This window comes from Cupriavidus necator, from assembly GCF_016127575.1.
GTDB classification, from domain to species: domain Bacteria; phylum Pseudomonadota; class Gammaproteobacteria; order Burkholderiales; family Burkholderiaceae; genus Cupriavidus; species Cupriavidus necator_D.
Genome location: NZ_CP066018.1, coordinates 367,497 through 385,510 on the forward strand (window position 1 = coordinate 367,497; position 18,014 = coordinate 385,510).

Below are 18,014 nucleotides of genomic sequence, written 5' to 3' on the forward strand. Positions count from 1 at the left end.
TTCAGCCCTTGCGCGCGATGGTGTTGGTGCGCTTGATCTTGTTCTGCAGCTGGATCACGCCGTAGATCAGCGCCTCGGCCGTCGGCGGGCAGCCCGGCACGTAGATATCCACCGGCACGATGCGGTCGCAGCCACGCACCACCGAGTACGAGTAGTGGTAGTAACCGCCGCCATTGGCGCACGAGCCCATCGAGATCACCCAGCGCGGTTCTGCCATCTGGTCGTAGACCTTGCGCAGCGCGGGGGCCATCTTGTTGCACAGCGTGCCGGCCACGATCATCACGTCCGACTGGCGCGGCGACGGGCGGAAAATCACGCCGAAGCGGTCCATGTCGTAGCGCGCGGCGCCGGCATGCATCATTTCCACGGCACAGCAGGCCAGGCCGAAAGTCATCGGCCACAGCGACCCGGTGCGGGTCCAGTTGATCAGCTTGTCAGCGGTAGTCGTGACAAAGCCTTCGTTGAGAACGCCTTCGATTGCCATTTCACATCACTCCCAATCGAGCGCGCCCTTTTTCCAGATGTAGACGAAGCCCACGATGAATTCCAGCAGAAACACGCCCATGGCGATGAAACCCGGCCAGCCGATATCCCTCAGGGCGACACCCCACGGAAACAGGAAGGCGGTTTCGAGGTCGAACAGGATAAACAGGATGGCGATGAGGTAGTAGCGCACATCGAACTTCATGCGCGCGTCCTCGAACGCTTCGAAGCCGCACTCGTACGGCGACAGCTTCGCGGGATCGGGCTTGTTCGGACCGAGGATCCGACCGATCGACATCAGCGCCACGCCAAGCACGACACCGAAGATGATGAAGATGAGAACGGGGAAGTAGGCTTCGAGATTCAAGGTACGGCCAGCCTTATCTGGAATGTTGTCAACAGCACCAGCTGAAGCGGCGTCCTGTTGCCCACCCCAGGCGCTAAGCCATGAGCCTCATGGCGCGCCGCCTTGCGGACTGCCGGAGCCCCACGCTCGGGTGCATTGCCCGGCCAGGGACTCCGATCAAGTTGTTTGGTGCCGACGGCGAGACTCGAACTCGCACAGCTTTCGCCACTACCCCCTCAAGATAGCGTGTCTACCAATTTCACCACGTCGGCTGGGGGAGAAACAATATTGCCTGGCGCCGGGTTTTCAGGCCCTTCAGGTCCGTTGCAGAGGCTTTCGTCTTTGCTCGGAACCCATCGCTGGGGAATCGTTTCAAGCCTTGCATTCTAACCCAGATTTCTTGCTTTGTTCAACGCACAACTGCAAAAAAACTCAGGAATCCGCCGCAAGGCTTACGGATTATTTCGGTACAGCGGGAGCTGCCGGCGCCGATGCATCAGCGGCCGCTGCCGGGGCTGCAGCGGGAGCCGAAGCACCTGCCACTGCGGGCGCCGAAGCCGGCGCCGCGCCCATCACGCCCAGCGATGCAGCCGGCTTGTAGTTGCCCAGCAGCGTCAGCGCCAGCGTGCAGACGAAGAACAGCGTGGCCAGCACGGCGGTGGTGCGCGACAGGAAGTTTGCCGAGCCGGTGGCACCGAACAGGCTGCCCGAGGCACCCGAACCGAATGCCGCGCCGACATCGGCGCCCTTGCCATGCTGGATCAGCACCAGGCCAATCACGCCCAGCGCCGACAACACCTGCAGCACCACCAACAAAGTCTTGAAGATTGCCATTTGATTTAGATAAGCCTTACTGGCTGGTTACTTGCCTGATCGGTCGATCGGAACGGCCGGCATTCAGGCGTTGCCGATCGCGAGAAAATCTGCCGACTTCAGCGAGGCGCCGCCAATCAGGCCCCCGTCGATATCGGTCATGGAAAACAGTTCGGCCGCATTGTCCGGCTTGACGCTGCCGCCGTACAGGATGGCCATACGCTCGGCCACGCCCGCGTCGCGCGCGGCAACCTGGCCGCGCAAGAACGCGTGCACCGCCTGCGCCTGCTCGCTGGTGGCGGTCTTGCCGGTGCCGATCGCCCAGACCGGCTCATAGGCCAACACCACGCGGCTCAGCTGCTCCACCGTCAGCGCGTCCAGCACGGCCTGCAGCTGCCTGCCGACCACCGCTTCGGTTTCGCCCGCCTCGCGCTGGGCCAGTGTTTCACCCACGCAGACTACCGGGACGATGCCGAATTCCAGCGCGCGCAGCGCCTTGGCCGCGACGGTCTGGTCGGTTTCGCCATGATAGGTGCGGCGCTCCGAGTGGCCGACCAGCACATAAGTGCAGCCAAACTCACCCACCATCGATGCCGAGACTTCACCGGTGAAGGCGCCGCGCGCCTCTGCCGACACATCTTGTGCGCCCCAGGCCACTTGCGAGCCATTCAGCAACGCCTGGCATTGTGCAAGATAGGGGAACGGCGCGCAGACCGCCAGCGTCGCCTTGGCCGCGCCAGCCTTGATGCCCTCCAGCAGCGCCGCGTTTGCAGCCAGGCTGCCATGCATCTTCCAATTGCCGATGACGAGCTTTTGTCTCACGAAGTGCCCCTCCCAAATCAAACCCGCTATTGTAGCTTGTGGCGGGGGCACGGCGCTACCGCCGCCCGATGGCGGCGGGCGGCAGCATTGGCCACATGCAACGCTCGATGTGCCTTACCAGGTCAGCACGATCTTGCCGATATGCTCGCTCGACTCCATCAGGCGATGCGCATCGGCCGCCTGCGCGGCCGGGAACACCTCGTGGATCACCGGCTTGATCCTGCCGGCGGCCAGCAGCGGCCACACCTGCTCGTGCAGTGCCGCGGCGATCTTGCCCTTGAACGATGCCGGGCGCGGACGCAGCGTGGAGCCGGTCACGGTGATGCGCCGGCGCAGGATATCGCCCAGCGGGATCTCGGCCTTGGCGCCACCCAGCAGCGCAATGATGACGATGCGGCCATCGTCGGCGATGCACTTCAGCTCGCGCGCCAGGTACGGGCCGGCAACCATGTCGAGGATCACATCGACACCGTTGCCGCCGGTCAGCGCCGACACCTCGGCGACGAAGTCCTGCGTCTTGTAGTTGATCGCGCGATCGGCGCCCAGGTCTTCGCAGGCCTTGCATTTCTCATCGGTGCCGGCGGTGACAAACACCTTGTAGCCCAGCGCCTTGGCGATCTGGATCGCGGTCGTGCCGATGCCGCTGGAGCCGCCCTGGATCAGCAGGGTCTCATCCTTGCCGCGCGGGCCCTGGCCCAGGCAGCCGCGGTCGAACACATTGCTCCAGACGGTGAAGAAGGTCTCGGGCAGCGCCGCGGCCTCGATATCGCTCAGGCCTTGCGGCGCGGGCAGGACCTGTGCCAGCGGCGCCGTGCACAGCTGTGCGTAGCCGCCGCCCTGCACCAGCGCGCAGACGCGGTCGCCCACCTTCAGGCCGAAGCGGTTGTCGGCATGCGACAGGTCGCCGCCCACCACCACGCCCGCCACTTCCAGGCCGGGCAGGTCCGAAGCGCCCGGCGGCACGGGGTAGTTGCCGGTGCGCTGGAATACGTCCGGACGGTTGACGCCGGCGGCAGCCACGCGGATCAGGACCTCGCCCGCCCCCGCAACCGGGTCGGGACGCTCGGTCAGCTGGAGGACTTCGGGGGCACCGTATTCGCGGATCTCGATGGCTTGCATGCTGCTCTGCTCCTTGTACTTGTCTTGGCGCGGGTCGACGATGCGTCGCACCAGGGTCGGTGTGAGCCTTGGCTCGATAGGGTTGCCGGCAGTGTAAACAAAAAAACGGCTGGACATCGTCCAGCCGTTTTTTTGGCGGCACCACCTTGCGGCGGCACCTGCGGGCAATCCTGCCCCGCTGGCTTTACTGCTGTTCCGAGCCTTCGGCCGGAGCCGCCGGCGCGGCGGCTTCGCCGGCGTTGATCGGGCTGATGCTGCCGCCCTCTTCGGTCAGCGCGGCCTTCAGCGACAGGCGCAGGCGGCCCTTCTCGTCAGCCTGGATCAGCTTGACACGGACCTGCTGGCCTTCCTTCAGCCAGTCCTTGATGTCCTTGACACGCTCGTTGACGATTTCCGAGATGTGCAGCAGGCCATCCTTGCCCGGCAGGATGTTGACGATGGCGCCGAAGTCCAGCAGCTTCAGCACGGTACCGGCGTAAATCTTGCCCACTTCGGCTTCCGCGGTGATGCCCTCGATGCGGCGCTTGGCTTCGGCCATGCCGTCGGTCGAGGTCGACGCGATCGTGATCGTGCCGTCTTCCTGGATGTCGATGGTGGTACCGGTTTCCTTGGTCAGCGCCTGGATGGTCGAGCCGCCCTTGCCGATCACTTCGCGGATCTTGTCCGGATGGATCTTCATGGTGATCATGCGCGGAGCGTGCGCCGACAGTTCGGTGCGGGCGTGGCCCATCGCTTCCTGCATCTTGTGCAGGATGTGCAGGCGGCCTTCACGGGCCTGCGCCAGCGCGACCTGCATGATCTCCTTGGTGATGCCCTGGACCTTGATGTCCATCTGCAGCGCGGTGATGCCGTTGTCGGTACCCGCCACCTTGAAGTCCATGTCGCCCAGGTGATCTTCATCGCCCAGGATGTCGGTCAGCACGGCAAACTTGTTGCCTTCCAGGATCAGGCCCATGGCCACGCCGGCCACGTGTGCCTTGACCGGAACGCCGGCGTCCATCAGCGCCAGGCAGCCGCCGCAGACCGAAGCCATCGACGACGAGCCGTTGGATTCGGTGATTTCCGAAACCAGGCGGATGGTGTAGGCGAATTCATCGTCCTTCGGCAGCACCGGGATCAGTGCGCGCTTGGCCAGGCGGCCGTGGCCGATTTCACGGCGCTTCGGGCTGCCCACGCGGCCGGTTTCACCGGTGGCGAACGGGGGCATGTTGTAGTGGAGCATGAAGCGGTCGCGGTATTCGCCGGCCAGTGCGTCGATGATCTGCTCGTCGCTCTTGGTGCCGAGCGTGGCCACCACCAGCGCCTGCGTTTCACCACGGGTGAACAGCGCCGAGCCGTGCGCGCGCGGCAGCACCGACGAGCGGATCTCGATCGGGCGCACCGTGCGGGTGTCGCGGCCGTCGATACGCGGCTCGCCGGCCAGCACCTGGCCGCGCACGATCTTGGCTTCGAGGTCGAACATGATGTTGCCGACTTCCACCTTGTCGGCTTCCACGCCGGCGGCTGCCAGCGCGGCCGCCACGTTGGCGTTTACTTCCTTCAGCTTCTGGCTGCGGGCCGACTTCTGGCGCAGCTGGTAGGCTTCCTGCAGCAGCGGCAGCGCAACTTCGGTGACCTTGGCGATCAGCGGCTCGTTCTTGGCGGCCGGGGCCCAGTCCCACTCGGGCTTGCCGCCTTCGCGCACCAGCTCATGGATGGCGTTGATCGCGATCTGCATTTGCTCATGGCCATAGACCACGGCGCCCAGCATGACGTCTTCCGACAGCTGGTTGGCTTCCGATTCCACCATCAGCACGGCGCGCTCGGTACCGGCGACCACCAGGTCCAGGTCCGAGGTGGCGAGCTGCGAGCGGGTCGGGTTGAGCAGGTACTGGCCATCCTTGTAGCCCACGCGCGCGGCGCCAACCGGGCCGTTGAACGGGATGCCCGACACGGCCAGCGCGGCCGACGCGCCGATCAGCGCGGGAATGTCAGCGGGCACTTCCGGGTTCAGCGACACCACGTGGATCACCACCTGGACGTCGTTGTAGAAGCCTTCCGGGAACAGCGGGCGCAGCGGACGGTCGATCAGGCGCGAGGTCAGGGTCTCGTTTTCCGACGGACGGCCTTCACGCTTGAAGAAGCCGCCGGGGATCTTGCCGGCCGCGTAGGTCTTCTCGATGTAGTCGACGGTCAGCGGGAAGAAGTCCTGGCCCGGCTTCGGGTTCTTGGCGGCGACCACGGTCGCCAGCACCACGGTGTCTTCCACATCGACCAGCACGGCACCGCCGGCCTGGCGGGCGATTTCGCCGGTTTCCATGCGGACCGTGTGCTGGCCCCACTGGAATTCCTTGACGATCTTGTTGAACATGGACATGTGCATTCCTTGGCTTGCGTGCAGGCCGCGCAATCACGCAATAACACGCGCACGGCCTGCGACGCCTGCGTTCTCAGCCGCAGGCAAACTGCCGGGTCGCCGGTCGCAGTCGCAGGGAAGTGCTATGCCATTCCAGCACGGCACCGGCGTTGCCGATGCCGTGCTGGAATGACACAAAGCCCTGTTTCCTTGGCCGGTCCGGGGTATTGAAAACAAAAAAAGAACAACTTACTCCGTTGCGCAGCTTGCTGCAACGGGCGCCCGGTGAATCAGAATGTCCGCCGGGCGGCGTGAAGCGAAAATCACTCCATCAACTGCCCGCATCTCTGGGCAAGGCCGATTCACCCCGCCAGAAATGCAAAATGCCTGCCCCAGCATTGCTGAAGCAGGCATCGAGGCCTCACGCGAAACCGTGCAAACCCTGGAATCGCGCTGCCATCGGGCGCAACCTTACTTGCGCAGGCCCAGCTTTTCGATCAGGGCGCGGTAACGGTCGGCGTCGTTGGACTTGAGGTAGTCCAGCAGGCGGCGACGGCGGCTCACCATGCGCAGCAGACCGCGGCGGCTGTGGTGATCCTTCATGTTGGCCTTGAAGTGCGGGGTCAGTTCGTTGATGCGGGTGGTCAGCAGGGCCACTTGCACTTCGGGGCTGCCAGTGTCGTTGGCGCCACGTGCGAACTGCTTGATGACTTCGGACTTGTTGATATCGGCAACTGCCATGATGATTTCCTTTCACTTGCGAACGCTACAGCGCGGGATGCGCCGCATGCGTCGTGCCATGTCTTGACTGGCTACCGCCGCCACCGGGCCAACGGCCAGGCAACGACAGCCGCGGATTATAGCCGAAAAGCTACGGCAGGAATACCGGGCGGCCCGTGCGGGCGCGCTGGCGCTCAGGGGCGCTCCATCCGGCACGTGGTGGGCAGCGTGGTCTGCGCGGCCTTGAGCTTGCGCACGGTACGGAAGCCATAACCCGAGCCCTCATTGTCGAAGCGCACTGCCCCGCCCTGGCGCTCCATCACCGACACGTACAGCGGCTGCAGCACCTGGTGGTCGTCGGCGCGCACGGTGGCCTCGTGGAACTGGTTGACGTAGCGCATGTTCTCGAGCGCGCCCGCCACCTTGACCGCATCGGTGGAACCGGCCTGCTCGATCGCGCGCGCCAGCATTTCCACCATCATCTGCATGCGCAGGTGCACGTAGTCGTCCTTCGGCTCCGGATAGCGCGCGCGGAACTGCTGGTAGAACGCGTCCGACGCCGCCCCGCCCACATTCGGGTGCCACTCGGCCACCGCCAGCACGCGGCCCACGCCGGCATCGCCCATCGCCGCGGGCGCGCCCAGGCCATTGCCATAGAAGGTGTAGAACTTGGCCTGCAGTCCGCCTTCGCGTGCGGCCTTGACCATCAGCGTCAGGTCGTTGCCCCAGTTGCCGGTGATGACTGCGTCCGCCCCGCTCGCCTTGATCTTGGCGATATAGGGCGCAAAGTCCTTGATCTTGCCGATCGGGTGGAACTCGTCGCCCACGATCTGGATATCCGGCCGGCGCGCCGCCAGCATCTCGCGAGCCGAGCGCGACACCTGGTGGCCGAAGCTGTAGTCCTGATCGATCAGGTACACCTTGCGCACCGACTGGTCCTGGCGGATCACCTCGGTCAGCGCCTGCATGCGCATGTCGGCACTGGCGTCAAAGCGGAAATGCCAGAAGCTGCAGTTCTCGTTGGTCAGGCTGGGATCGACCGCCGAGTAGTTCAGGAACAGCACGCGCGCGTCGGGCTGGCGCGCATTGTGGCGGTTGATGGCCGACACCAGCGCGCCGGCCACGGCCGAGCTGTTGCCCTGCAGGACAAAGGGAATGCGCTTGTCGGTCAGGGCCCGCAACTGGATCAGGCTCTCGTCGACATTGCCCTTGCTGTCAAAGGTGACCAGCTCCATGGGCCGCGCACCCTCGGCGGTCTTCACGCCGCCGCGCGCATTGATGCGCTCGATTGCCAGGCGCAGGTTGCGCGTCACGGCTTCGCCCGCGTTGGCAAACGGGCCGGACAACCCGTCGATCATGCCCAGCCGGATCGGCTCTTGAGCCGACGCGCCCGCCGCTGCCGCCAGCAACAACCCGCCCAGCCATCCACGCCACCGTGCCGCAACCTTCATGTTCTCTCCCGGAAAGCGCAGGATAGTAAGGCAGCGACCGGTTGCGGGCAAATGCCACCGGGCCCGATCATTGACTGCCGTTTCCGCGAGGAAAGCGCCAGGTTGCGGGAAGATCCACTGAAAAGCAGCGCCCGGCGCACACAAGCGCGGAGGCCGCACTACACTTGCGGTATTCACCATCCACGCATCGACCGAGGTTCGCCATGAATTCTGTCATCGCCAACGGCGCGCGCCGGCTCATGCTGGCGCTGGGCGCCGCCATGCTGTCTGCCTGCACCACGCTGATGCCGGTACCGGAAGGCACCAGGCTGGTGGGCCAGCCGCAGGCCGCAGTACAGGCTGCGTTCGGGCCGCCCACCGATGTGTTCCAGCTGCGCGACGGTACCTCGCGCTGGATCTACACCAAGCAGCCGCTGGGCCAGTACGCCTATGGTGCCGACTTCGACCGCAACGGCAACCTGACCCGCTTCAGCAATGTGCTGTCCACGCTGGAACTGTACAAGGCGCAGGTCGGCACCTGGACCAAGCAGGATGTGGCCGAGCATTTCGGCATGACGCGCCTGCCGGTCGAGTACTACCCGCTGATGCGGCGCGAGGTCTGGTCCTACCGCTTCCGCCATGAAGACGTGTGGCCGTCGCTGTACCACTTCTATTTCGACGACGCCGGCATCCTGCGCCAGACCCAGATCACGCCCGACCCGATGTACGACCCCGACGAGCGCCGCCGCTGAGCCATGAAAAAAGCCCGCCATCCCCGGGTCGGGAATGGCGGGCCTGGTCCGGACGCTCAGGCCGGGTAAGCCTTCCGCCGTCTACGCAGGGGCCTGGGTCAGATCTGCGGATTGATCTTTTGCACAGCCTTGTCGTGCAGCTTGTTCAGCGCGGCCAGGTAGGCCTTGGCCGAGGCGGCGACGATATCCGGGTCGGTGCCCACGCCGTTGACGATGCGGCCGGCCTTGGACAGGCGCACGGTGACTTCGCCCTGGGCCTCGGTGCCGCCGGTGATGGCATTCACCGAATAGAGCACCATCTCTGCGCCGCTGGACACGCGTGATTCAATCGCATGCAGGGTGGCGTCGACCGGACCGTTGCCCTCGCCCTCGCCGCTCTGCTCCTGGCCGTCCATGCTGAACACCACGCGCGCATGCGGGCGCTCACCGGTCTCGGAGCGCTGCGACAGCGAGATAAAGCGGAAGTGCTCGTTGGCATCGTGCTGGGCCTCATTCGAGACGATGGCGACGATGTCCTCGTCGAAGATCTCGGCCTTCTGGTCGGCCAATTCCTTGAAGCGGGTGAAGGCGGCGTTGACTTCGGTTTCGCTTTCAAGCTCGATGCCAAGCTCCTGCAGGCGCTGCTTGAAGGCATTGCGGCCCGACAGCTTGCCCAGCACGATCTTGTTGGCGCTCCAGCCCACATCCTCCGCACGCATGATCTCGTAGGTGTCGCGCGCCTTGAGCACGCCATCCTGGTGGATGCCCGAGGCATGCGCGAAGGCATTGGCACCCACGACGGCCTTGTTCGGCTGCACCACGAAACCGGTGATCTGCGACACCAGCTTCGAGGCCGGCACGATCTGCGTGGTATCCACGCCGATATCGAGGTCGAAATAGTCGCGGCGGGTCTTCACCGCCATCACCACTTCTTCCAGGCTGGTGTTGCCGGCGCGCTCGCCCAGGCCGTTGATGGTGCATTCGATCTGGCGCGCGCCCGCCATCTTGACGGCGGCCAGCGAGTTGGCCACGGCCATGCCCAGGTCGTTATGGCAGTGCACCGACCAGATCGCCTTGTCCGAGTTGGGAATGCGCTCGCGCACCGAGCGGATCAGCTCGGCGTAGCCTTCCGGCACGGCATAGCCCACGGTATCCGGCAGGTTGATGGTGGTCGCACCCTCGGCGATCACGCCTTCCAGCACGCGGCACAGGAAGTCCATGTCCGAGCGGCTGCCGTCTTCCGGCGAGAACTCGATATCGTCGGTGAACTGGCGCGCAAAGCGCACCGCCAGGCGGGCCTGCTGGTACACCTCGTCCGGCGTCATGCGCAGCTTCTTCTCCATGTGCAGCGCGGAGGTGGCGATGAAGGTGTGGATGCGGAACGAGTTGGCCGGCTTGAGCGCCTCGGCGGCGCGGGCAATGTCCTTGTCGTTGGCACGGGCCAGCGAGCAGATGGTCGAGTCCTTGACCACCTGCGCGATCGAGCGGATGGCCTCGAAGTCGCCGTTGGAGCTCGCCGCGAAACCGGCCTCGATCACATCGACCTTCAGGCGTTCCAGCTGGCGTGCGATGCGGATCTTTTCCTCGCGGGTCATCGAGGCGCCGGGCGACTGCTCGCCGTCACGCAAGGTGGTGTCGAAAATGATGAGTTTGTCAGACATTTTGTGGAGCTCCTGATTGCTTGTCGTGTGCTGTCCCCGGCATGCTGCGTCCGGGGCCTACCGCCTGTTCCGCGCTCCACGGCTGTGGAATGCAAAACGCCCCGGCGTGCATGGAGCAGGCCGGGGCGTTGGAAAAATTCCTTGCGGATTTCGCGCTAAGGGGTAAGTCCGTCCTTAGCGCGCGCGCGTCCCGACCTGATGGCCTAGTAGGCCACCTAGGGTGGTGCGGGCGATTAGAACTTGGCGCGAAATCATGCCAGCGACTATAGCCGAGTTGGCGCGCCCATGCAATACAGGGTTTAGCCCATATTGCCCGGACCCGCCAGCGGCACGGATCAGCCCTTGGGCGGAATGCGCAGCTTCTGGCCCGGGTAGATCTTGTCCGGGTGGCTCAGCATCGGCTTGTTGGCCTCGAAGATCTTGTTGTACTCGGCACCGTTGCCGTAAGCAGCCTGGGAGATCGCCCACAGCGTGTCGCCCTTGACCACGGTATGCCAGCTCGATTCCGCGGATTCGACGTTGACGGACATCTTGTCCTCGACCTTGTCCACGCCCTCGACATTGCCGGCGCACAGGATGATCTTCTCGCGCGTGGCCTGGTCCGGTGCCACGCCGAACACGGTGACCAGCCCCTGCGAGCCGTCCACCTGCACCATCAGCCCGGTGGCATCCAGGCCCATCTTCCTGATGTAGCCCTCGATCGCATCGCCCGCGGCGCGATTGGCGGCATCGACCTTCTCCGCCGACGCATCCGCCGCGGCGGCCTCTTGCGCGGCCTTGGCCTCGCCCGTGCCGAACAGCTTTTCTCCCGCTTCCTTGATGAAGTCGAACATGCCCATGACATCCTCCTGACGGTGAGTGGAAAACACTGCAGAGTGCCACGCCTTGATGGCCGCGGCATGAAAACAATTGTGAATCCGGAAATGCATGAAGGGCGCCTGAGCGCCCTTCTGCCTGAAACGTCTAAGAAGCCTTGCCGCCGTTCTCGCGCTGCTTCTTCTCGATGGCCGGCTTGCCGTGCATCGCCCGCCAGGCCCATAGCACATAGCCCGAGATCGCATAGGCCACGAACAGGCCGAACAGCGCCACCGGCGGATCGGTGGACACCACCACGAACAGCACCAGGACCAGCACCATCATGCCGAACGGCACGCGGTAGCGAACGTCAAGCGCCTTGCCGCTGTAGAACGGCGCGTTGGACACCATCGACAGGCCGGCGTACAGCGTGATGCCGAACGCCACCCACGGCATCCACAGCTCCTTGACCGGCAGCTTGTTGTCGATCACCAGCCAGACGAAGCCCGCGACCAGCGCGGCGGCGGCCGGGCTGGGCAGGCCCTGGAAGAAGCGCTTGTCTACCACGCCGATGTTGGCGTTGAAGCGCGCCAGGCGCAGCGCAGCGCAGGTGCAGTAGACAAAGGCTGCGATCCACCCCCACTTGCCCAGGTCATGCAGGATCCACTCATACATCACCAGCGCCGGCGCAACCCCGAAAGAGGTCATGTCCGACAGCGAGTCATACTGCTCGCCAAACGCACTCTGCGTATTGGTGATGCGCGCCACGCGCCCGTCCATGCCGTCCAGCACCATCGCCGCGAAGATGGCGATGGCCGCCGCATCGAAGCGCATGTTCATGGCCTGGACGATGGCGAAAAAACCCGCGAACAGCGCCGCAGTGGTGAACGCGTTGGGCAGCAGGTAGATGCCGCGCCGGCGCGGACGCTGATAGACGATGTCGTGGTCGTCGGCGGCTTCGTCATCGAAGTTGTCGTCGGCGCCGCGCAGCTGGTTATGGCGGAACGGCCGCAGGTGGGTCACGTTGCCGCTGCTGCTGCGCTTGTTACGTCGATGGAAGGCAACCATCACAGTCCTCCGGTCAGGCTGTCTCTCACTTCACGTCGAGTTCGGCGAGGATGGTCGACGAGGCCGATACCTTCTCGCCGATGGTCACGCGCGGACGCGCATCGAGCGGCAGGTAGACGTCCACGCGCGAGCCGAAGCGGATAAAGCCGTAGCGCTGGCCGCGCGAGAGGTTGTCGCCCACCTTGGTGTAGCACAGGATGCGGCGAGCCACCAGGCCGGCCACCTGCACCAGCGTCACCAGCTGGCCGTCCGCAGCGCGCCGGATCAGCACGGCATTGCGCTCGTTCTCGACCGAGGCCTTGTCCATGTCGGCGTTGACGAACTTGCCGGGGAAATATTCGACCTTCTCGACCGCGCCATCGACCGAGACCCGGTTCGAGTGCACGTTGAAGACGTTCATGAAGACGCTGATCTTCAGCGCCTCGCGGCCGGCGTACGGGTCCTGGGTCTTTTCGACCACGACGATGCGGCCGTCCGCGGGGGCCAGCACCGCGTTGGGCTGCGACGGGATCGGGCGCGGCGGATCGCGGAAGAACTGGAGCACGAATACCGTGATGATCCACAACGGCAACGCCCACCAGAAGCCCGCGCTGGCGTGCACCAGCAGCGAGATGACAAAGGCGCCGGCCAGGAACGGCCAGCCTTCACGGGCGATCAGCGGATGAGGATAGTTCATGCAGTACAGGTGTCGGTGGATACAAGACCATGGCAAGGCGGCGCGGCGGCGGCAATAGCCGCCATCGGGCGGCGCCCCCGTGGTCGCGGAGCAGGATAATGCACGCCTTGCCCAAAGTCTGACAAGCATAACAAAAAGCCGTTCAGGTCCCGCGACTCCCCTCTGATAATAGAAGGGCGTGGCACGGAACGCTGAACGGCTTCGGCCCGCCGCCGTGCGGCGCGGGCCATCAGACAGCGATGCAGCTTAGTTCTTCGACTGGTCGACCATCTTGTTCTTGGCGATCCACGGCATCATCGCGCGCAGCTTGGCACCCACTTCCTCGATCTGGTGCTCGGCCGTCAGGCGGCGGCGCGAGATCAGCGTCGGGGCGCCGGCCTTGTTCTCCAGCAGGAAGCTCTTGGCGTACTCGCCGGTCTGGATGTCGGTCAGGCACTGCTTCATCGCCTTCTTGGTCTCTTCGGTCACCACGCGCGGGCCGGTGACGTACTCACCATATTCCGCGTTGTTGGAGATCGAATAGTTCATGTTGGCGATGCCGCCTTCGTAGATCAGGTCGACGATCAGCTTCAGTTCGTGCAGGCACTCGAAGTAGGCCATTTCCGGCGCGTAGCCGGCTTCCACCAGGGTTTCGAAGCCAGCCTTGATCAGCTCGACGGTACCGCCGCACAGCACGGCCTGCTCGCCGAACAGGTCGGTTTCGGTTTCTTCGCGGAAGTTGGTCTCGATGATGCCGGCACGGCCGCCGCCGTTGGCGGTGGCGTACGACAGCGCGATGTCACGGGCGGCGCCGGACTTGTTCTGGTGCACGGCGATCAGGTGCGGCACGCCGCCACCTTGCGTGTACGTGGCGCGCACGGTGTGGCCCGGGGCCTTCGGCGCGATCATGATCACGTCCAGGTCGGCGCGCGGGATCACGGCACCGTAGTGCACGTTGAAGCCGTGGGCGAAGGCCAGCGCCGCGCCTTCCTTGATGTTGTCGTGCACTTCGTTCTTGTACACGTCGGCGATCTGCTCGTCCGGCAGCAGGATCATGACCACGTCGGCACCCTTGACGGCCTCGGCCACTTCCTTCACTTGCAGGCCGGCGTTGGCAGCCTTGTTCCACGACGCGCCGCTCTTGCGCAGGCCGACCGTCACATTGACGCCCGAATCCTTCAGGTTCAGCGCGTGGGCATGGCCCTGCGAGCCATAGCCGATGATGGTGACGTTCTTGCCCTTGATCAGGGAGAGGTCGGCGTCCTTGTCGTAAAACACTTTCATGATGATTCCTTCAATCTCTGTCTTTTGTATGAGGGGGGCGGCATCCTCGGACGCATCGTGTGCGTCCGGATCGCGCCGCCCCGGGGATGCTGCGTGAAGCCGTATGGGTGAGCCGGGGCCCGGTCAGACCTTCAGGATGCGCTCGCCGCGGCCGATGCCCGAGCCACCGGTACGGACGGTCTCGAGGATGGCGGTGCGGTCGATGGCGTCCAGGAACGCATCGAGCTTGACGCCGTTGCCGGTCAGCTCGATGGTGTAGGTCTTCTCGGTGACATCGATGATGCGGCCGCGGAAGATGTCGGCGGTGCGCTTCATTTCCTCGCGCTCCTTGCCCACCGCGCGCACCTTGACGAGCATCAGCTCGCGTTCGATGTGCGCGCCTTCGGTCAGGTCGACCACCTTGACCACTTCCACCAGGCGGTTCAGGTGCTTGGTGATCTGCTCGATCACGTCATCCGAGCCGGAGGTGACAATGGTCATGCGCGACAGCGAGGCATCCTCGGTGGGTGCCACGGTCAGCGTCTCGATGTTATAGCCGCGGGCCGAGAACAGGCCCACCACGCGCGACAGCGCGCCCGGTTCGTTTTCCAGCAGGACCGAAATGATGTGACGCATTACAGGTCCTCCGCGCCGAGCAGCATTTCGGAAATGCCCTTGCCCGCCTGGACCATCGGCCAGACGTTTTCGGTGGGATCGGTCTGGAAGTCCAGGAACACGGTACGGTCCTTCAGGCGGAACGCCTCGCGCAGCGCCGGCTCGACGTCCGACGTCTTCTCGACGCGCATGCCGACGTGCCCGTAGGCCTCGGCCAGCTTGACGAAATCGGGCAGCGCGTCCATGTAGGAGTGCGAGTAACGGTTGTCGTACTCGATCTCCTGCCACTGGCGCACCATGCCCAGGTAGCCATTATTGAGCGAGCAGATCTTCACCGGGGTGTCGTACTGCAGGCAGGTCGACAGTTCCTGGATGCACATCTGGATCGAGCCTTCACCGGTGATGGTGACGACTTCCTTTTCCGGGAATGCCTTCTTGATGCCCATCGCGTACGGCAGGCCCACGCCCATCGTGCCCAGGCCGCCGGAATTGATCCAGCGGCGCGGCTCGTCGAACTTGTAGAACTGCGCGGCCCACATCTGGTGCTGGCCGACGTCGGAGCAGATAAAGGCGTCGCCCTTGGTCAGTTCCCAGATCTTTTCCACCACGTACTGCGGCTTGATGATCTCGGAGCTGCGGTCGTACTTCAGGCAGTCCACCGAACGCCATTGCTCGATCTGCTCCCACCATTTGGCGAGCGCTTCGCGCTTGGGCTTGATATCGCTGGCCTTGATCTGGGCGATCAGTTCCTGCAGCACGTCCTTGACGTTGCCGACGATGGGGATGTCGACCTTGACGCGCTTGGAGATCGACGACGGATCGATGTCGATATGGATGATCTTGCGCGCCTGCGAGGTGAAGTGCGCCGGGTTGCCGATCACGCGGTCGTCGAAGCGGGCACCGATGGCGATCAGCACGTCGCAGTTCTGCATGGCCATGTTGGCTTCATACGTGCCGTGCATGCCGAGCATGCCGACGAACTGCTTGCTGGTGCCGGGGAACGCGCCCAGGCCCATCAGCGTGTTGGTCACCGGGTGGCCGGTCAGCGCCGCCAGCTGGCGCAGCTCGTCGCTGGCATTGGCCAGCACCACGCCGCCGCCGGTGTAGATATACGGACGCTCGGCGCCTTGCAGCAGGGCCACGGCCTTGCGGATCTGGCCCGAGTGGCCCTTGTTTACCGGGTTGTACGAGCGCATGTCGATCGACTTGGGGTACTCGTACTTGCAGGCATTGCGCGAGACATCCTTGGGGATGTCCACCACCACGGGGCCCGGACGGCCGGTCGCGGCAATGAAGAACGCCTTCTTGATGGTCGCGGCGAGGTCGCGCACGTCCTTCACCAGGAAGTTGTGCTTGACGATCGGGCGGGTAATGCCGACCGTGTCGCACTCCTGGAAGGCGTCCTGGCCAATGGCGTGGGTCGGCACGTTGCCGGTGATCACCACCATCGGGATCGAGTCGAGGTACGCGGTGGCAATACCGGTGACGGCATTGGTCACGCCGGGACCGGAGGTCACCAGCGCCACGCCCACCTTGCCGGTTGCCCGTGCATAGCCGTCTGCGGCATGAACCGCGGCCTGCTCGTGGCGCACCAGGATGTGCTCGAACTTGGTTTGCTTGTGGAGCTCGTCGTAGATATACAGCACTGCGCCGCCGGGGTAGCCCCAGACGTACTCGACGCCTTCTTCGGCAAGTGCGTGAACGAGAATTTCCGCCCCGATCATTTCGGGTGCGGCAGATGAATTGCTGTCTGCGTGGGAGAATTCCGCGCTGGGCATGTTCATTTCAGTCCTTTGCAATTTTCGGCAAAAAATTGTTTGGATGCTCTCTGCCGGGCTTGTGGCTCGGGTTCAAGCGGTGCGCGTCTGCATGGAAGACCGCCTCATAAGCGGCCGGATGAGACAACCACTGATGTCGTGTGAACCGATGATGATACTGCAATGCACCAGCGCGGTCTACGGTTGTTTTTGCCCTGCGCATGAGGGATTTTCCGGAGTTGCGGCGGATTTTTTGCGCGCCGCAATGTATTTGCAGCAATACAAAGTGGTACAGGGGGTCGTTTTTTTGCTAGCATCGCAGCACCTCGAATGTGCCACGGGCCGTACGCAGCACATTCACCAGAACCGGGCATTTGTCCCGCAGCAACGAGCCGCAACCGCCCGAATGGCCACCGACCAGGAACTGTCCGATTTTCTTGCCAGCGTCGAGCGCCGCGCCTTCAAGCAGGCCGTATTTGCGGTCCGCGACGACGACGCCGCGCTGGACATTGTCCAGGACGCCATGATCAAGCTGGCCGAGAAGTACGGCGACAAAGGCGCCGCCGAGCTGGCGCCGCTGTTCCAGCGCATCCTGCAGAACACCATCCACGACTGGTTCCGCCGCCAGAAGGTGCGCAACACCTGGGTCTCGCTGTTTTCCAGCCTGCGCGACGACCGCGACGGCGACGACAATGACCTGCTTGAGACGCTGGAGGCACAGGCCGGCTCCGAATCGGCCGAAAGCAGCGCCGACAAGGTCGAGCGCGCCCAGGTCATGCACATCATCGAGCAGGAAATCCAGCGCCTGCCGACGCGTCAACGCGAGGCATTCCTGATGCGTTACTGGGAAGATATGGACGTCGCCGAAACCGCCGCCGTAATGGGGTGCTCCGAAGGCAGCGTCAAGACGCACTGTTCCCGTGCCACGCATACACTTGCGCAGGCCCTGCGCGCACGGGGGGTCCGACTATGAGCAGAAACGAAAAAGAAATCCGCGAACGCCGGTTTGCCCAAGAGATTCGGGCGGCACTCGATGCCGGCACCGACGACCTGCCGGCCGACATCACCGAAAGGCTCGCCGCTGCGCGCCGGATGGCGGTCGCCCGCAAGAAGGCCGAGGCGCCCGTGCTGGTCCCGCAACTGGCCATGCCCGGCGCGCACGTCCCGCTGTTTGATGAAGACAGCTCCCCGCTGTACCGCGCCGGCGCCTGGCTGCGCCGCCTTGGCCTGATCTGGACGCTGGTGGCGCTGGCCGCCGGCCTGATCGGCATCTATCACTGGCAGGAGCAGAAGCGCATCGAGGAACTGGCCGATATCGACGCCGCCATGCTGCTCGACGACCTGCCGCCCACGGCCTACGCCGACGAGGGCTTCCACGTATTCCTGAAGCGCGGGCAATAG

The 18,014-nt window shown here is 64.4% G+C and carries 18 protein-coding genes and 1 tRNA gene; 3 read left to right on the plus strand and 16 right to left on the minus strand.

Features of this window, described 5'->3' with window-relative positions:
• Position 1: 1 nt before the first annotated feature.
• From I6H87_RS01745 to I6H87_RS01785, 9 genes are all read right to left on the minus strand, one after another.
• The gene (locus tag I6H87_RS01745; RefSeq protein WP_008643342.1) at positions 2-484 is read right to left on the minus strand and encodes a NuoB/complex I 20 kDa subunit family protein; all 483 of its coding nucleotides are present in this window, start codon (positions 482-484) and stop codon (positions 2-4) included.
• A 6-nt stretch (positions 485-490) separates the two neighbouring features.
• A complete protein-coding gene (locus I6H87_RS01750; RefSeq protein WP_010809131.1) occupies positions 491-850 on the minus strand; it encodes an NADH-quinone oxidoreductase subunit A in 360 nt (119 codons plus the stop codon).
• Between the two features lie 166 nt (positions 851-1,016).
• Positions 1,017-1,101, minus strand: a tRNA-Leu gene (locus I6H87_RS01755).
• Between the two features lie 187 nt (positions 1,102-1,288).
• Positions 1,289-1,663 carry a preprotein translocase subunit SecG gene (gene secG, locus I6H87_RS01760; RefSeq protein WP_010809132.1) on the minus strand — a complete coding sequence of 125 codons (375 nt, stop codon included), beginning with the start codon at positions 1,661-1,663 and terminating at the stop codon, positions 1,289-1,291.
• Between the two features lie 63 nt (positions 1,664-1,726).
• Positions 1,727-2,431: a triose-phosphate isomerase gene (gene tpiA, locus I6H87_RS01765; RefSeq protein ID WP_051398465.1), complete on the minus strand. Its 705-nt coding sequence runs from the start codon at positions 2,429-2,431 to the stop codon at positions 1,727-1,729.
• 147 nt (positions 2,432-2,578) lie between these two features.
• Positions 2,579-3,583, minus strand: a complete 1,005-nt coding sequence (locus tag I6H87_RS01770; RefSeq protein WP_011614854.1) for an NAD(P)H-quinone oxidoreductase — start codon at positions 3,581-3,583, stop codon at positions 2,579-2,581.
• 184 nt (positions 3,584-3,767) lie between these two features.
• Positions 3,768-5,939, minus strand: a complete 2,172-nt coding sequence (gene pnp / locus I6H87_RS01775) for a polyribonucleotide nucleotidyltransferase (protein WP_011614853.1) — start codon at positions 5,937-5,939, stop codon at positions 3,768-3,770.
• A 450-nt stretch (positions 5,940-6,389) separates the two neighbouring features.
• Positions 6,390-6,659 (minus strand): 30S ribosomal protein S15, encoded by a 270-nt coding sequence (gene rpsO / locus I6H87_RS01780; RefSeq protein WP_010809136.1) that lies wholly within the window; start codon positions 6,657-6,659, stop codon positions 6,390-6,392.
• Between the two features lie 173 nt (positions 6,660-6,832).
• Complete coding sequence (locus I6H87_RS01785) at positions 6,833-8,089, minus strand: branched-chain amino acid ABC transporter substrate-binding protein (protein WP_010809137.1); 1,257 nt, start codon at positions 8,087-8,089, stop codon at positions 6,833-6,835.
• A 203-nt stretch (positions 8,090-8,292) separates the two neighbouring features.
• On the opposite strand from I6H87_RS01785, the gene I6H87_RS01790 reads away from it, so the two are divergent.
• Positions 8,293-8,820 carry a hypothetical protein gene (locus tag I6H87_RS01790; RefSeq protein ID WP_010809138.1) on the plus strand — a complete coding sequence of 176 codons (528 nt, stop codon included), beginning with the start codon at positions 8,293-8,295 and terminating at the stop codon, positions 8,818-8,820.
• A gap of 98 nt (positions 8,821-8,918) precedes the next feature.
• Here the strand turns inward: I6H87_RS01790 and I6H87_RS01795 are convergent, their stop codons facing one another.
• The 7 genes from I6H87_RS01795 to I6H87_RS01825 all read right to left on the minus strand — a co-directional run bounded on the left by I6H87_RS01795 (position 8,919) and on the right by I6H87_RS01825 (position 16,640).
• Positions 8,919-10,460: a 2-isopropylmalate synthase gene (locus I6H87_RS01795; RefSeq protein ID WP_010809139.1), complete on the minus strand. Its 1,542-nt coding sequence runs from the start codon at positions 10,458-10,460 to the stop codon at positions 8,919-8,921.
• 335 nt (positions 10,461-10,795) lie between these two features.
• Positions 10,796-11,299 carry a peptidoglycan-binding protein LysM gene (gene lysM, locus I6H87_RS01800; protein ID WP_010809140.1) on the minus strand — a complete coding sequence of 168 codons (504 nt, stop codon included), beginning with the start codon at positions 11,297-11,299 and terminating at the stop codon, positions 10,796-10,798.
• Between the two features lie 124 nt (positions 11,300-11,423).
• Complete coding sequence (gene pssA / locus I6H87_RS01805; protein WP_010809141.1) at positions 11,424-12,323, minus strand: CDP-diacylglycerol--serine O-phosphatidyltransferase; 900 nt, start codon at positions 12,321-12,323, stop codon at positions 11,424-11,426.
• Between the two features lie 25 nt (positions 12,324-12,348).
• Positions 12,349-12,999 (minus strand): phosphatidylserine decarboxylase, encoded by a 651-nt coding sequence (locus I6H87_RS01810; RefSeq protein ID WP_010809142.1) that lies wholly within the window; start codon positions 12,997-12,999, stop codon positions 12,349-12,351.
• Between the two features lie 246 nt (positions 13,000-13,245).
• On the minus strand, positions 13,246-14,262 hold the full coding sequence (gene ilvC, locus I6H87_RS01815; protein ID WP_010809143.1) for a ketol-acid reductoisomerase: 1,017 nt from the start codon (positions 14,260-14,262) through the stop codon (positions 13,246-13,248).
• A gap of 123 nt (positions 14,263-14,385) precedes the next feature.
• On the minus strand, positions 14,386-14,877 hold the full coding sequence (gene ilvN / locus I6H87_RS01820) for an acetolactate synthase small subunit (RefSeq protein ID WP_010809144.1): 492 nt from the start codon (positions 14,875-14,877) through the stop codon (positions 14,386-14,388).
• Positions 14,877-16,640 carry an acetolactate synthase 3 catalytic subunit gene (locus I6H87_RS01825; RefSeq protein ID WP_041687231.1) on the minus strand — a complete coding sequence of 588 codons (1,764 nt, stop codon included), beginning with the start codon at positions 16,638-16,640 and terminating at the stop codon, positions 14,877-14,879. Before I6H87_RS01825 ends, ilvN begins: the two co-directional genes overlap by 1 nt.
• A 379-nt stretch (positions 16,641-17,019) precedes the next feature.
• On the opposite strand from I6H87_RS01825, the gene I6H87_RS01830 reads away from it, so the two are divergent.
• Positions 17,020-17,586, plus strand: a complete 567-nt coding sequence (locus tag I6H87_RS01830) for an RNA polymerase sigma factor (RefSeq protein ID WP_010809146.1) — start codon at positions 17,020-17,022, stop codon at positions 17,584-17,586.
• Positions 17,583-18,014, plus strand: coding sequence for a DUF3619 family protein (locus I6H87_RS01835; RefSeq protein WP_011614851.1), 432 nt, complete (start codon positions 17,583-17,585; stop codon positions 18,012-18,014). Before I6H87_RS01830 ends, I6H87_RS01835 begins: the two co-directional genes overlap by 4 nt.